General features: G+C 66.6%; 12 protein-coding genes. 4 read left to right on the top strand and 8 right to left on the bottom strand.

Features of this window, described 5'->3' with window-relative positions; translation table 11 throughout:
• Positions 1-308: 308 nt before the first annotated feature.
• The 5 genes from PSC72_RS22340 to PSC72_RS22360 all read right to left on the bottom strand — a co-directional run bounded on the left by PSC72_RS22340 (position 309) and on the right by PSC72_RS22360 (position 8,957).
• Positions 309-1,007 (bottom strand): TasA family protein, encoded by a 699-nt coding sequence (locus PSC72_RS22340; protein ID WP_274323633.1) that lies wholly within the window; start codon positions 1,005-1,007, stop codon positions 309-311.
• 235 nt (positions 1,008-1,242) lie between these two features.
• Positions 1,243-3,231 carry a SpoVR family protein gene (locus PSC72_RS22345; RefSeq protein WP_274326209.1) on the bottom strand — a complete coding sequence of 663 codons (1,989 nt, stop codon included), beginning with the start codon at positions 3,229-3,231 and terminating at the stop codon, positions 1,243-1,245.
• A gap of 8 nt (positions 3,232-3,239) precedes the next feature.
• A complete protein-coding gene (locus PSC72_RS22350; RefSeq protein WP_274323634.1) occupies positions 3,240-4,550 on the bottom strand; it encodes a YeaH/YhbH family protein in 1,311 nt (436 codons plus the stop codon).
• 55 nt (positions 4,551-4,605) lie between these two features.
• Positions 4,606-6,888, bottom strand: coding sequence for a PrkA family serine protein kinase (locus PSC72_RS22355; protein ID WP_274323635.1), 2,283 nt, complete (start codon positions 6,886-6,888; stop codon positions 4,606-4,608).
• A 2-nt stretch (positions 6,889-6,890) separates the two neighbouring features.
• A complete protein-coding gene (locus PSC72_RS22360; RefSeq protein WP_274323636.1) occupies positions 6,891-8,957 on the bottom strand; it encodes a PrkA family serine protein kinase in 2,067 nt (688 codons plus the stop codon).
• Between the two features lie 736 nt (positions 8,958-9,693).
• Between PSC72_RS22360 and PSC72_RS22365 the strand changes: the two genes are divergently transcribed.
• Both PSC72_RS22365 and PSC72_RS22370 read left to right on the top strand, forming a co-directional pair.
• Positions 9,694-10,077: a DUF5820 family protein gene (locus PSC72_RS22365; protein WP_274323637.1), complete on the top strand. Its 384-nt coding sequence runs from the start codon at positions 9,694-9,696 to the stop codon at positions 10,075-10,077.
• 102 nt (positions 10,078-10,179) lie between these two features.
• On the top strand, positions 10,180-10,629 hold the full coding sequence (locus PSC72_RS22370; protein WP_274323638.1) for a UPF0179 family protein: 450 nt from the start codon (positions 10,180-10,182) through the stop codon (positions 10,627-10,629).
• 42 nt (positions 10,630-10,671) lie between these two features.
• On the opposite strand, the gene PSC72_RS22375 is transcribed toward PSC72_RS22370, so the two are convergent.
• On the bottom strand, positions 10,672-11,460 hold the full coding sequence (locus PSC72_RS22375) for a M14 family metallopeptidase (RefSeq protein WP_274323639.1): 789 nt from the start codon (positions 11,458-11,460) through the stop codon (positions 10,672-10,674).
• Between the two features lie 259 nt (positions 11,461-11,719).
• Between PSC72_RS22375 and PSC72_RS22380 the strand changes: the two genes are divergently transcribed.
• Positions 11,720-12,361 (top strand): archaellin/type IV pilin N-terminal domain-containing protein, encoded by a 642-nt coding sequence (locus PSC72_RS22380; protein WP_274323640.1) that lies wholly within the window; start codon positions 11,720-11,722, stop codon positions 12,359-12,361.
• Between the two features lie 29 nt (positions 12,362-12,390).
• On the opposite strand, the gene PSC72_RS22385 is transcribed toward PSC72_RS22380, so the two are convergent.
• Complete coding sequence (locus PSC72_RS22385) at positions 12,391-12,888, bottom strand: DUF309 domain-containing protein (RefSeq protein ID WP_274323641.1); 498 nt, start codon at positions 12,886-12,888, stop codon at positions 12,391-12,393.
• A gap of 129 nt (positions 12,889-13,017) precedes the next feature.
• Here PSC72_RS22385 and PSC72_RS22390 point away from each other — a divergent pair, with 129 nt between their 5' ends.
• The gene (locus tag PSC72_RS22390) at positions 13,018-13,425 is read left to right on the top strand and encodes an acyl-CoA thioesterase (protein ID WP_274323642.1); all 408 of its coding nucleotides are present in this window, start codon (positions 13,018-13,020) and stop codon (positions 13,423-13,425) included.
• Positions 13,426-13,439: 14 nt separating this feature from the next.
• Here the strand turns inward: PSC72_RS22390 and PSC72_RS22395 are convergent, their stop codons facing one another.
• Positions 13,440-13,697 (bottom strand): hypothetical protein, encoded by a 258-nt coding sequence (locus PSC72_RS22395; protein WP_274326210.1) that lies wholly within the window; start codon positions 13,695-13,697, stop codon positions 13,440-13,442.
• Positions 13,698-13,728: the final 31 nt, after the last annotated feature.

A 13,728-nucleotide genomic window follows, 5' to 3' on the forward strand; every position in this document is an offset into this window, starting at 1 on the left:
CGGACCACCTGGCCCGGGGCGGCGAAGCTCGCTGGGGCGGCGAGAGACCCTCCGCTCTCCGGTCTGCGAACAGCCGTCCAGTGCTGGATCGGTGGCCGTTCATCTCTGGCGATATCGGCTGTGCCGGCGTGCCCGGCGTCGAGGACTGACGGATACCGCGACTCTCGGCATTAGAGCCGACGTTCGGCGACGTACTCGACCGTTCGCCTCTCGACCCCGCCGACGTCGAATCGACGCTCTCGGCAGGTCGTCGGTAGCAGCCCGGGGCTTCGCCGTTCGGGCGTCTCACCGGGGGGATTCGGCCTCGGTCACTGTCCGCCGTTCTGGTTCAACATGAAGGTGAACGCGACGTCGAGCCCGTCGGCCTGGAAGTCGTTCCCCGCTTCGCTGCGGAGTTTGACGGCGATCTTGAAGTCGGTCCCGCTCCCCGGGTCGGCGAGGTCGATCAGGTCGTTCCCGCCGTCGCTCTCTCCGTCACCGCTGCCGTCCGCGTGCGTGTTGTTGGCCAGGTCGTAGAGGGACGTATACGACGACCCCGCGGTGAAGTACCCGGAGGGTCCGGTGGTCGACCCGGATATCTGACCGGTGATGTCGGCCCCGCCGTACGAGAGCGTCGTCACCTCGATAGCCTTCGCGAGGTCGCTCTCGGAGACGTCAGTGCTGTTCGCCGGCGTTCCGGACGACCCGTCGTCGACGCCGGAGTTGTTGTTCACCGTCACGTCGACGTCCAGCGACCCGTCGATGGAACCCGCGTTGTTCAGCGTCCACGAGTGGGGTCCTTTCGTGGCGCCGGGTTTGACTTCCGAGAACGCGAAAGTCGCGAGGCTTCCGCTCTCCGGCGTCAGGTCGAGAGTCCCAGCGCTCACCTGGTTGTCGTTGCTCGCCTCCGAATCGCTGAAGTACGCGAACGTCCCCGCACCCGCGGCGGCGGCCGCCGCGCCCACTGTCACTATGCCACCCAGTACTCGCCGTCGATTGAGTTCGATCTTGCTTTCGTCGTCGGACATTGTTTCACCCGTCAGGAGACCGGCCCCACGGCGACTGCGGGACCGACCCACCCCTGACACCGCTGTATTCGGTACGTATATTCTAGCCACATCGCAATAAAAGCCTAGCGGCTTTCTCTGGCGCTGAAAACGCCGATATCACCACAATTGTTACTATCGGGGAGAAATGGTTATCGAAACTAACGGGTGGAATTGATAAACGAAAAATACGATTCGGGGCGAGACGCGGCCCCGCTCAGGCGAGCCACTCGTCTGGCTTGGTGTCGTAGTCGATGTCGTCGGCGGCGAGGTGGTCGACGGCGTCCCACGGGAGTTCCTCGACGGTCACTTCGTCGCCGTCGTAGCGGATCAGTCGTCCGACCTCTTCGGGTTCGGGCTCGCGGTCGCGTCGCTTCGCGACCTCGACGTCGTGCTCGTCGAACTCCTTGACGATGGTCTTGAGGTTCACCGGTCGGCCCCAGAGTTCGAACACGCGCTCGAGGACGTCCTTGGCCTGCCCGATGTCGAGCATGACGCCGTTGTACTGGTGGGCCAGCAGGAGCTCGTTGCGGTTGTTGTAGTTGCCGTCCTCGACGACGACGGTGGGCTTGCCGAAGTTGGTGAACTGCAGCATCAACTTCTTCTTCACGTCGCGGTAGTCCGTCGAGGTGACGCGGTAGTCGCCGGTCGACTGGGTGTACTCGTAGGTGAAGTACTCGTTCTCGTCGACGAACTCCTGGGTGAGGAACTCGTCGAGGAACGTCACGTCGTTGTGGCTCTCGCGGATCTCCCGCATCCGGTCCCAGCCGCGGGCGTAGTCGATGTCCGCGAGGGCGTCCTCGACCGACGCGTACCGGGAATCGTCGAACATGTACCGCGAGACCCGCTCCAGTTCCCCCTGGCTGACCCGCGAGACGAATCCGCGGTTCTGGGGCTTGGTGAGCGAGTAGTGCCGTTCGGCCAGCCCCTCGTAGGTGAGTACCTTCCACGGGTAGGTCTCGACGTCGATCTCGCCCTCTCGGGCGGATTCGAGCGCGTCGGCGTCGATTCGCGGGTCCTCGGGGTCGAGATCGTCGAGGTGCGTGACCACCGACGCGACCTCGGGGTCGGGTTCGATCAGGCCGAGCACCTGCTCGAAGTCGACGGTGTCGTGGAAGTTGCGCCAGGTGACTCCCTCGACGCGGAGCAGGCGCTCGACGACCTCCCGGCGGTTGGTCGAGTTCTCGACGTACTGCCAGATCTCCAGGCCGAGCTTGTAGGGGTTGAGCCCGGAGGAGCCGAGCACCTTCGCCATGTGGTCGGCGTAGAGGACGAACTCGTCGTCGCCGGCGAAGGTCTCGCCGGTCATCATCGCCGACTCCCAGTAGGCGGCCCACCCCTCGTTCATGACCTTCGTCATCTTCTGCGGGGCGAAGTAGTAGGCCTCCCGGCGCAGCATCTCCAGGATCTCCTTCTGCCAGTCCTCCATCTCGTCGGCCCGCGCGGCGTCCCCGTCGTACTGCATGCCGTGCTTGCGGAGGAACCCGAGCACGTCCTTCTCCGGTTCGGCGGGGAAGGTCGCGCCCTCCTCGTCGTCGCTCTGGGCCTCCAGCCACTCCTCGGTGAACACCTGTCCTTTCACTTCGTCGGAGAGGTCGAGCTCTTCGAGCTGCTCGGCCACGTCCGCGGTCTCGTGCTCGTCGATCAGGTCGATCCTGGTGTCGATGGGCTCGTAGGGGACGTGCTGGTCGATGTTGTCCTCCAGCGTGAGGACGTGGTCGATCCACTTCTCGACCTCGCCGCGGTCGATCTCGGGGTCGGTCATGAACGACTCGATGGCGTCGGCGTGCCGCGCGAGCATGGCCGCCGCGTTCGGGTTCTCCGCGAACATGCCGAACCACTCGTTGTTCGCGAAGAAGTCGGCGTGGGCCTCGACGTGGGTGATGACCGCCTTCTGGTCCGACAGGGTGTTCGACTCCTGGAGGAAGGCGTGGCTCGGGTCGTCGTTGTTGACGATCTCGAAGGCCTTGCCGCCGAGGAACTGCCCCTGCTTCTGCTGGCGGTCGTACTGCATGCCCCACCGCCAGTGGGGATACCGCTGCTGGAACCCGCCGTAGGCGATGAGTTCGTTCATCTCGTCGTAGTCGACGATCCAGTAGTTCACCTCGTAGGGGTCCAGGCCGAACTTGCGGGCGAGGTTGCCCGCCTCGTCGACGGGCTCCTCGAGGTCGGCGGCGATGCGCTGGGCCTCGATCCGGTCGCTCATCGGTCTGCTCATTGTGCTTCCTCCTCTGTGCTGAGGATCTCGTAGATGGCGTTGACGACGTCTTCCGGACTGGAGACGTAGGCGACGGCCACGTCGTCGGCGTCGCGGAAGTTCCGCTCGACCTCCTCGGCGTGGGTCGCGTTGATGGCGTTCCCGCTCGGCTGGGTCTCCACGTAGGCGTGGAGGTTCGCCGGGATCTGCTCCATCAGCGGGACGACGTACTCCTCGGTGTCGTTCGAGGAGTTCTCCGAGTCGCCCGCCGCGAAGACGTAGCGGTTCCACTCGCTCCAGGGGTACTCCTCTAAGAGTTCCGCGGCGAGTTCGTAGGCGCTGGAGATGCGCGTCCCGCCGCCGGAGCGGATGCCGAAGAACTCGTCGCTCTCGACCTCCCACGCGTCTGCGTCGTGGGCGATGTAGACGAACTCGGCGTTGTCGTACTTGCCCTGGAGGTACCAGTCCAGCGGCGTGAACGTCCGCTCGACGAGTTCGCGCTTCTTCTGGCGCATCGAGCCGGACACGTCGCGGATGTTGACGACGACGACGTTCTTCTCGCGCTCCTCGACGATCTCCGGGTAGCGGTAGCGCTCGTCCTCGCGGCGGAAGGGCACCTCTTCGATCCCCTCCCGGCGGATGCGCTGGGCCGTGTCGACCCGCTCGGTGTTTTCCTCCATCTCGTCGAGGCTGGCCCAGGTCGTCTTCTCGGCGTCTGGGATCTCGTCGTAGGCCTCCTCGATCCACGCGCGGGAGACGGGCATGTTCTCGCCGCGGGCCCACTCGAACACCCGCGCGGGGCCCCAGCCGTCGATCTTCAGGGCCTCGCGGACGTAGTCGCGGTCGAAGTCCATCGCCAGCTTGCGCTTGAGCCCCTGCTTGAACAGCCGCTCGAAGTCCAGCGTCGACGTGGGCCCCGAGCGCGTTATGTCCGTGAAGTCGCCCTCGGTCTCCTCGACGACCTTCTTGCCCTTCGGGTCGAGGTCGAGGCCGAGCTGCTCGTCCAGCTCCTGGGCGAACTCCTCGGGGTCCATCTCGTAGTACTCGTGTTCGCCGCCCTCCTCGCCGGGGTCGCCGTCCTCCCCGTCGCCGTCGCCGGGCTGGGGCTCGGCGTCGACGGGGTCGCCCTCCTCAGCGTCGCCCTGGCCGACGCCTCCCTTGTCGCGCTGGTCGTAGGCGAACTCGGGCAGGTCGACGATCTTGATGGGCACGCGGACGGAGTCCGGGCGGCTCTGGCCGAGGTCGCCGTACTGGATGAACTCCGAGAGGTCCTGCCGGCGGTTCTCGCCAACCTCCCGGTAGCGCTCTAAGTCGTCTCTCAGTCCCATCGTTCACCTCGGGCGCTCGCCGCCCGGCGTCGCGCCGGCGGGGTCGGCGTAGTTTTCAGTCCCATTTGTAACTCACCTGGCTCATGACGTGGCGGCTGGTCAGCTCCGCGGAGGCCTCGCTGTAGTCGAACATGTCCTGCATGTTCTCGACCGTCTTCGCCTTCAGGTCGGCCGTCTCGGTACCGCTCGGCGGCTCGTCCCACTGGCGCGGGTCGAAGTCCTCGTAGGCGCGTTTCACGTCGTCCCACGAGTGGCTGCCGAGCACGGTCTGGATGACCGGGATCTCCTTCGGGGAGACGTCCTCGACGCGGAACTCCTCGTCGCGGCGCTGCCAGGCGTGCCGGTTGAGGGCGGTGATGATCTTGTCCTCGCGGAACGCCTCGACGGCCTCGCCGGGCCGGTTGCCGGCGTAGTCGACCTCGTCGAACCGACCGAGGTGCTCGATCTCGAACACCTTCATCTTCAGCGGGTCGGGGTCGACGTACTCGCCGCGGTCGTTCTCGATCTGCTCGTCGGTCGACCACGCGTAGACGTGCTCGATGTACTCCTCGACGGTCTCCTCGTCGACGCGCTTGTCGCGCATCATCGCGTCGAGCACGTCGTCCTCCTGCTGGCCGAAGACGTGGTTCTTCACGGGCACGACGCGCTCCTCGAAGTCGGCCGCCTCTGCGTTCGAGAAGACGGGCGCCGTCGAGAGGTCCTCGGCCATCGCGTTGAGGATGTCGCGGGGCATCACGACGTGCTCGACGTCGAGGTCCCCGTGGTGGCGGTCCTGCTCGCGGTGGAACAGGTCGGCGATCACGTCCCGCGTGAACGTCACCGGGATGCCGTGGCTCCCGTCGGAGCCCTCGTCGGTGAAGTCGAACTCGTCGGCCTCGATGCGCTCGTCGCCCTCCTGCAGGTAGCCCCGGTCGAAGAGCAGGGCCTTGTCCACGAGGTCGTGGCCGTTCGGCACGTCGCTGACGTCGAGGCGCGTCACGACCGCGTAGAGCGCGGCCGCCTCCAGCGCGTGGGGCGCCAGCTCCTTCGCGTTCACCTCGTCGTTCTCGTCGCGGACGTGGACGGACAGCGGCTCCTGGATCCACTCCTCCAGCTCGCCCCAGGAGTCGGCGTCCCACACCTCCGTCTCGTCGGTGAGCTCCCGGCGGAGCAGTTCGGTCTCCAGCGAGAGGTTCGTGAGGTAGGTGAACTCGTGTTTGTCGAGGCGCCGCTTCAGCGCCTTCAGCGGGTCCTGGCCTTCGCGGTCGGCGTGCTGGTTGAGCTGGGCCTCCAGGTCGGGGTTGGAGATGATGATCAGCTGGGTGTCGATGTCCATCCCGATGCCCTTGTCCAGCTTGACCGACTTCTCGTCGGGGACGTTGAGGAGCTTCTGCAGCAGGTCGGCGTGCTGGGCGGCGTCCTCGACGACGGTTAGCAGGCCGTTGCCCTGCGAGAGCACGCCGTCGTAGCTGAACGCCTGGGGGTTCTTCCGGCCCCGCGAATCGAGTTCCTGGAGCATCCCGCGCATCCACGAGCCGACCAGCCGCTCCTTGGGCGGGCCGTCGTCCTCCGAGTGGAGCACGCCGATGCCCTGGCCCACGTCGACGACGTAGTTCTTGACGCGCAGGTGCTGGGGGTCCGTGATCGCCGAGAACAGCTCCTCGACCCCCTCGCGGCGGTAGTTCTCCTCGAGGTACTCGTAGGCCTCGCGGCAGAACGGGTCGAGCCGGCCCTCGACGCGGACCGGGATGTGGTCGTCGAGGTTGTCGTTGATCCGGGCGACCAGGTCCTCGCGCACGTCTTCGGGGAAGACGGTGAGCGGGTGGGCCTGGACGGGGCTCTCGTACCAGTCGTCCTCGTCGGCGACCGGCTCGTCGGCGTAGGTCAGCCCCGCGCCGCCGCTGCCGGCGCCGGCGACGTTCCACTCGACGGTGTACCGGCGGCCCTCGTCGGTCTTGGAGTACTCGCGCAGCCCGTTGATGAGACAGCGCTTGAGCTCAGACTTCCCGGTCGCCGTGGGGCCGTCGAGCCAGACGATCTTCTCGTCTTTGCCGCGGCCGGCGGCGATCGAGCGCAGGTCGTCGACGAAGGAGTTCAACACCTCGGTGTTGCCGAGGATGGCGTGCTCGCCGTCGTTGTGCGGGTCGTCGAAGAAGCGGTAGCGCTCCTTCTGCTCGCCCTCCTCGATGACGGTCCTGGTCCCGGCGGCCTCGATGGCGCTGAGCAGGTACTTCGAGGCGTGGGCGGCCAGCGCCGGTTCGTCGAGGACGAGGTCGACGTACTCGGCGAGGCTCCGCGGTTCCTCGTAGGTTCGGTCCAGCGACCGGTCGGCCTCGCCGATGAAGTCGTGACCGCTCATATCTACTCTTCCATCTCGCTCTTTGCGACCTCGGCGCCGGCGAACTCTAGCACCTCCCGCGCCCCCTCCTCGGAGTAGCCCTGCTCGATGAGCGCGTCGATCCACTGGTTGCGCTCGTCGTCGTCCATCTCGCCGCTGGAGACCAGCGCCGAGAAGTTGATGTTGTGCTTCTTGTCCTCCCAGAGCTTCCGTTCGAGGGCGCGGCGCAGGCGGTCGTTGTCCTGCGGGTTGAACGTGTCCCCCTCGCGGGCGCGCCGGGACACCCAGTTCGACACTTCCTGGCGGAAGTCGTCCTTGCGGTCCTCGGGCAGGTCGAGTTTCTCCTCGACGCTGCGGAGGAACTGCTCGTCCGGTTCCTGCTCGCGGCCCGTGATCTCGTCCTCGACGGTGTCGTCGTCGATGTAGGCCATCACGTGGTCCATGTACTTCTCGCCCTGGCGCTGGATCTCGTCGACGTCGTAGGCCAGCGCGTGGCGGACGTCCTCGATGGCCCGCTCCTTGTACTCCTCGCGGACGAGTTCGAGGTAGCGGTGGTAGGTCTCGAACCGGTCCTCCGGGATGGAGCCGTGGTTCTCGATGTTGGCTTCGAGGTGGTTGAACGTCGTCAGCGGCGAGAGGAAGTCGCGACTGCGGTGCATCGAGTCCATGATCGCCTCGGCGATCTCGTCGCCGATGAACCGCGGGGAGACGCCCTCCATGCCCTCGCCGATCTCGGCCTTCTCGGCGGCCTCGTCGCGGAGCTTCTTCACGTCGATGTCCTCGGCCTCGTCGATCTCGCCGTTGTAGGCCTTGGCCTTCTGGACGAGGGTGACGTTGCCGGTGTCGGGCTCCTCGATGCGGGTGAGGACGCCGAACAGCCCGGCCATCTCCAGGGTGTGGGGCTCGACGATGATGTCGGGGAGGTCGGCGTTGTTGAGCATCTTCTCGTAGATGCGCGCCTCCTCCTCGTACTGGAGGACGTACGGGAAGTCGATCCGCTTGGTGCGGTCGTTGAACGCCTCCATCTTCTCGTCGCCCTTCTTGTCCTTGTACTCGGGCATGTTCGTCCGCCCGACGATCACCTGGTCGATGTCGATCCGGGGGTTGTTCTTCGGCTTGATCGTCTGCTCCTGGGTGGCGTGCAGGAAGTCGTAGAGGAACTCCCGCTGCAACTTGAGGAGTTCCTCGCCGGAGAAGATGCCCCGGTTGGCGTTACAGAACGCCCCGGAGTAGTCGAACGCCCGGGGGTCCGATTCGCCGTAGACGGCGATCTTCGAGTAGTTGACGTCGCCCGTCAGTTCGGTCTCGTCCTGGTTCTTCTTGTCCTTGGGCTCGAACGTCTCGATGGCCTGTCGCATGTTCTCGTCGGCGACGAGGCGGACGATCTCGACGTGGTTCTCCAGCACCTGCTGGAGGTCGTCGTCGTAGTGGGCCAGCAGGCGGTCCATGTAGAACTCGCTGGCCGGGTCCAGCGCCTGCTCGTTGCGGATGGTGTACGGGGCGTCCAGTTCCTCGTTGATGTCCTCGATGACCCTGTCGCGCTGCTCCTGTGGGAGCAAGACGATTGGGTCCTGGTTCATCGGGGAGCGGACGGTGTCGTCGGCCGGGTCCTGGTCCGGGATGACGTCGCAGAGGTTCGTCCACCGGAAGGTGTACATCCGGCCCTCGTTGGAGCGGGTGTAGTCCTCGTAGTAGCGCCTGACCTGGCGGTCGAAGTCGGACTTCCCCGACCCGACCGGGCCGAGGAGGAGCTTGATGCGTTTCTGCGGGCCGAGCCCGCGAGCGCCGGATTTCACCTTGTTGACGAACTCGTGGATCGACTCGTGGACGATCCGTCCGTAGAAGGTGTTCTCGCCGTCGTTGAGCGGATCTTCCGAGGCGAGTTTGTACTCGACGACGCCGGCGTCTTCGTCGTACTCGGTGCCGTAGTAGTCGAACATGTCGGCAACGCGCTGGTGGGCGTTGCGGGCGATCGTGGGCTCGTCGTAGAGCTGATCGAGGTACGCCGAGAACGACCGGTGCTCCCGGAGGTCCGCGGGGATCGTGTCTCTGTACTCTCGACTCAGCTCTTCGAGGGTTTCCTGTGTCATGCTATCACGGACAGTTCACGTCGAACTGTGGTGCCGCCAGCGCGCTCCGGCTGACGGACGCGACCGGCGAGCGGCCGCGGTTTCGTGTGTCGGTGCGTCGCCCCCGGGACCGTCCGCCCGGCTCGTCGTCGCTGGACAACAGGGACCGCCGGAACCGCCGGGGCGAGTGTTCGGTTGGCATGTGTGAACACGCAACTCCCGAGAACCGCGCGGGCGACCCTCGGACAGTAGCGACAGCGTACCGTGGAGCAACCACCGATACTATTTATTATATGAGGTCTGGGCACTGATAAGCCTTTCCGCGGTACGGCGCCACACGGCCGTTTATTTCGTGTAATATATATCGAAAAAAGCAGGACGAAGTGGGATTCGTCGGGATCGTCACACCGCCCCCTCGCTTGCTATATAAACGTCGGCCGATTCGCGGCCGTTCGGACCGTCAGAGCGGCGCTTTCACGTGAGTGACGTTACCACGTAGCATTCAACGTCACGGCGATGACACGCTGGGCGCTTCCGCGCTCGCTGCGCGCGCGAGCGCCACCCGGGGGTTGTCCCGGTTCCACCTCTCGGGTCGCCCGATACACCGCGCAACCGTTCCGGCGCGAGCCGGTGGACGACGTCGACTGCGTGACAGCTAGCCGCTATCGACCACGTCACTGCTGGCTGCCCTCGACCGCATCACTGCTAGCTGCCGTCGACCGCGTCACTCTTGGTCCGCGGGCGACCACCATCACACATGCCATTCGAGGGGCTCGACGACGACTGGGTGGTGTGGTCGGAGGAGCGCCACAAGGCCGTCCTCGCGTACCGGCCCGACGTGTTCGACAGCGACGCGTTCCCCGCGCCCTGTCTCCCGACTATCTACCTCACGAAGGGCCGGCGCCGTCGCCACCCCGGCGACCAGACCCGTCCCGACGACCCGTGGTTCGTCACGCTCTACCTGGAGCCGGAGGTCAACCGCTCGGAGGACCGCTACGACTCCCGGGAGGCCGCGCAGGCGGGCGCCGTCGAGTTAGCGGGCCAGTTCGCCGCCGGCGAGGTCGACTACCGCTCGCTCTACCAGGTCCCTCGCGAGGAGTACTTCGAGAGGCTCGACGAACTGACCGGCCGCGAGGAGTGAGGCGGGCGAACCGGGGGCGGTGTCCCGCGTCGTCGACCGTCGGTTTCTGTCAGGCGGGGCGGAGCCGAGACCCTTAATCCGCGTCGGTGTGAAATCGGGAGTATGTCGACGCTCACGCTCGTCGGGTCGCGGTTGGCCGACCCCGGCCAGGAGTTCGTCTACCGCGGCGAGTCGAGCGCCTGCGAGGGCTGTCCGTACCGCGACCAGTGTCTCAACCTCACCGAGGGCCGCCGCTATCGCGTCGACTCCGTCCGCGAGAACGGGAACACGCTCGACTGCGCCGTCCACGACGCCGGCGTCGTGGCCGTCGAGGTCGAACCCGCGTCGGTCCGCGCAAACGTCGCGAGCGCCAGCGCCTACGCCGGGAGCAAGGTGTCACTGGAGGGCCCCTGCCCCCACACCGACTGCCCGAGCCACGAGTACTGCAAACCCGAAGGCGTCGAGTTCGACGAGGAACGGACCATCGAGACGGTCGTCGGCGACCCGCCCCACGACTTCTGCGCCCTCGACCGGGACCTGACGACCGTCGTCTTCGAGGCGGACGAGGAGTGAATCCGAGGCTGGAGTGAGCCGTCGCCCGGAGACAGCCGCGATTCAGCCCGAGAGCGTCCCGACGCGCTGGGCGGTGTAGCCGAACACGTCCTCGTAGCCGTAGGCCGACAGCAGGACGGGGTGGAAGTCGGTGTCGGCGATCACGGCCTCGCCGTCGGCGGCCGCGACCTTCTCGCCCGCGAGGACTTCTTCGAAGTTGTCGACGAACACCTCGTACGTCTCGGCGTCGACCTTCGGCACGGGGTCCCCTAACCTGAAGACGGGGAGGTCGGTCTGGTGGGGCGTCTGTTCGTCGGCGAGCGCGCCGGTCGCGGCGAGGAACTCGCGGGTGACCTGCCGGGCGTTGCGCGCCGCCTGCTCGGAGCCCTGGTAGCCGCACTCGACCTCGATGGTGTCGGGCGCCACCTCGAAGATCCGCCCCTCGGCGTGGCCCGTCTCGACCACCGCGTCGACCGACAGCCGCGGGCAGATGTCGCGGGCGAGGTCGCGGATCTCGTCGACGAGCGCGAACATCCCCTCGTACGAGTGGGTGGTGTGCAGCGCCAGCGTCACGCAGTCGCCGACCTCCTCGCCGAGGGCGTGAGCGAGCCTGATCTCGTGGCTCTGCCCGTCTGCGCGGCCGGGGAACGAGCGGTTCAGGTCCGCCTCGACGTAGCGGTCGCCGCGCTCGATGGCCTCCTCGTTCGCGATCACCAGCTTCACCGGTCTCGCGACGTCCGGTCGCGTCTCCATGAAGTGTTCGACCGCCTCGACGCCGGCAGGCTCGTCGCCGTGGATCCCACCGACGACGGCGATCTCGGGCTCTCCGTCGCCCAGCGTCTCGATTCGCATCGATCCGTGGTACCGGTTTGGCCCCTATAGATGGACCGCTTTCTCCCGTGACTGGCACGTTCCGGGACGCGTCGGCCGCCGACTCCTCCCTTTTTGCGACGTCGATCTCGGCCGGCCACGGACGCCGGCGGACTCACCGTTGATAACCGCTCGAACACGTTTATTAGGCAGTTCTCGAAAGCACGGGTACCAACGAGGGGTTCGCCGGACACGTCGATCGAGCGGCAGGCGGGCCACCGTTTCGGAACGTGACTCACAGATGTTCGTACGCAGATCTGACGGCAAAGCACAGGTCGGTATCGGAACGCTCATCGTCTTCATCGCGATGGTCCTGGTGGCGGCGATCGCGGCCGGTGTCCTGATCAACACCGCAGGGTTCCTCCAGACGAAGTCCGCGCAGACGGGCCAGGCCTCCAGCGACCAGGTGACTGACCGGATAGACGTCGCGCCGAAGTCGGGCGCGGTCGGGATGGTCGGCGGCGAGGAGGTCATCGGGCGCGTGAACGTCACCGTCCAGGCGAACCCGGGCGCGGGGAACGTCGACCTCCAGAACGTCACCGTCCAGTGGATCGACCCGAGCGGCGTCTACAAGCTCACCCACTACCGGGTCGACGCGGGCGACGCCGACTTCGCGGCGACGGCGCTGAAGGACGCGGACGACTCGCTCCCAGTTCTCAACGACGCCGACGACAGGTTCATCCTGACGTTCGACACCGGCGAGGCCCCGACGAACGTGACGCTGGAGACGAGCGACGGCACGGTCAACGTCGACGAGACCGACGAACCGCTCCGGGAGGGCAGCACCGTCCGGATCAAGCTGACGACGAAGTCCGGTGCCACCACCCAGACCACCGTCACCGTCCCGGAGACCCTGAGCGGATACGAGGCCGTAGAGCTCTGATCCGACCGAGCGCTCCGCCCTGGCGGTCGTCAGTGTTCCAGCGACTCGGCGTACGCGAAGTCCCGGTCGTCGGCGACCGGTCGCTCGCCGTCCAGGGGGATCTGCCACTCACGGAGGACAGACGGGTCGTCGAGGGCGTCGGCGAGCGTGTTCCTGACCTCGTGGAGGTCGACGCCGTAGTAGTCGTCGGGGACTCCCTGGAGGTACTGCAGGGCCGTGCGGAAGAGCGAGCGCATCCCGTCGTCGTTCTCGAAGTCGAAGTGCTTGTACGCGCCGGCGGCGACCTGGACCATCCCGTGGAGGAACTTGCTCTCGGTCGACCCGCGCCCGTAGTTGTACCACTCGTCCTCGAAGCAGTCGTGCGATTCGTGGTACTCGCCCGCGTTGAAGAGGGCGACGCCGTGGACGACCGCGCGCCGGAGAGTCCCGTGCTCCCACCCGTTGGACGCGCCGCGATCGGCCCGCCAGCCGGCGGGATCACCGGACGTCGGGGGCCCGACGTCGTAGTCCCGGGTGTGTTCGTCCATCACTCGTCCCTCGGGGCGCCCGACGTGTAATCCCGTCGGTGGGGGCGGCAGAACAGGGCCCGCGGGCCAGCGGCGGCTCCCGGGCGCAGTTCCGCGGCTGTTAACACCGGGCGCGTCCACACCGGAGCTATGGACGCAGCGTTCGAACACGAAGTCGACGTCCGCTACCGGGACCTCGACACGTTCGGCCACGTCAACAACGTCGTCTACGGGACCTACTGCGAGCAGGCGCGGGTCGCGTACATCGAGGAGGTGCTCGGGCTCGACGACATCAACGAGTTCTCCGCCGTCGTCGTCTCGCTGAACATCGACTTCCGGTCGTCGGTCACGGAACTGTCGACCGTCGACGTGGGCGTCGCGGTCACCCGCCTCGGCGAGTCGAGTTTCACCACGGCCTACGAACTGCGCCAGGACGGCGAACTCGTCGCCGAGGCCGAGACGACGCAGGTGTTCGTCGACCCGGAGACGCGCGAATCGCGGCCGATCCCTCCCGAACTGCGCGAGCGGATCGCCGAGTTCGAGGACCTGGACGACTGAGGTCCCCAGCGGTCTCAGACCGGGTCGTCGGGCTCGTAGGCGTCGGCCATCCGCGCGGCCTCGGCGGCGTACCGGTCTCGCTCCTCGGGGTCCTCGACCGTTCCGAGGTTGCTCGGTGAGACGTCGACGGCGGCGGTCGTCTCGCGGATATCGCTCGTGAAGCTCGTCAGCGCCCGCTCTTTGCGGAAGTAGCGCTCGCCGTCGAGCGTCGCGTACACGAGGATGATGATGTTCTGCTCGTCGTCGGAGTACGTGCGCTCGACGAGCCACACCCGGACCGTCTCGTCGGCTTCGTCGGCCTCG

The organism is Halosimplex aquaticum, from assembly GCF_028747785.1.
Lineage (GTDB): Archaea > Halobacteriota > Halobacteria > Halobacteriales > Haloarculaceae > Halosimplex > Halosimplex aquaticum.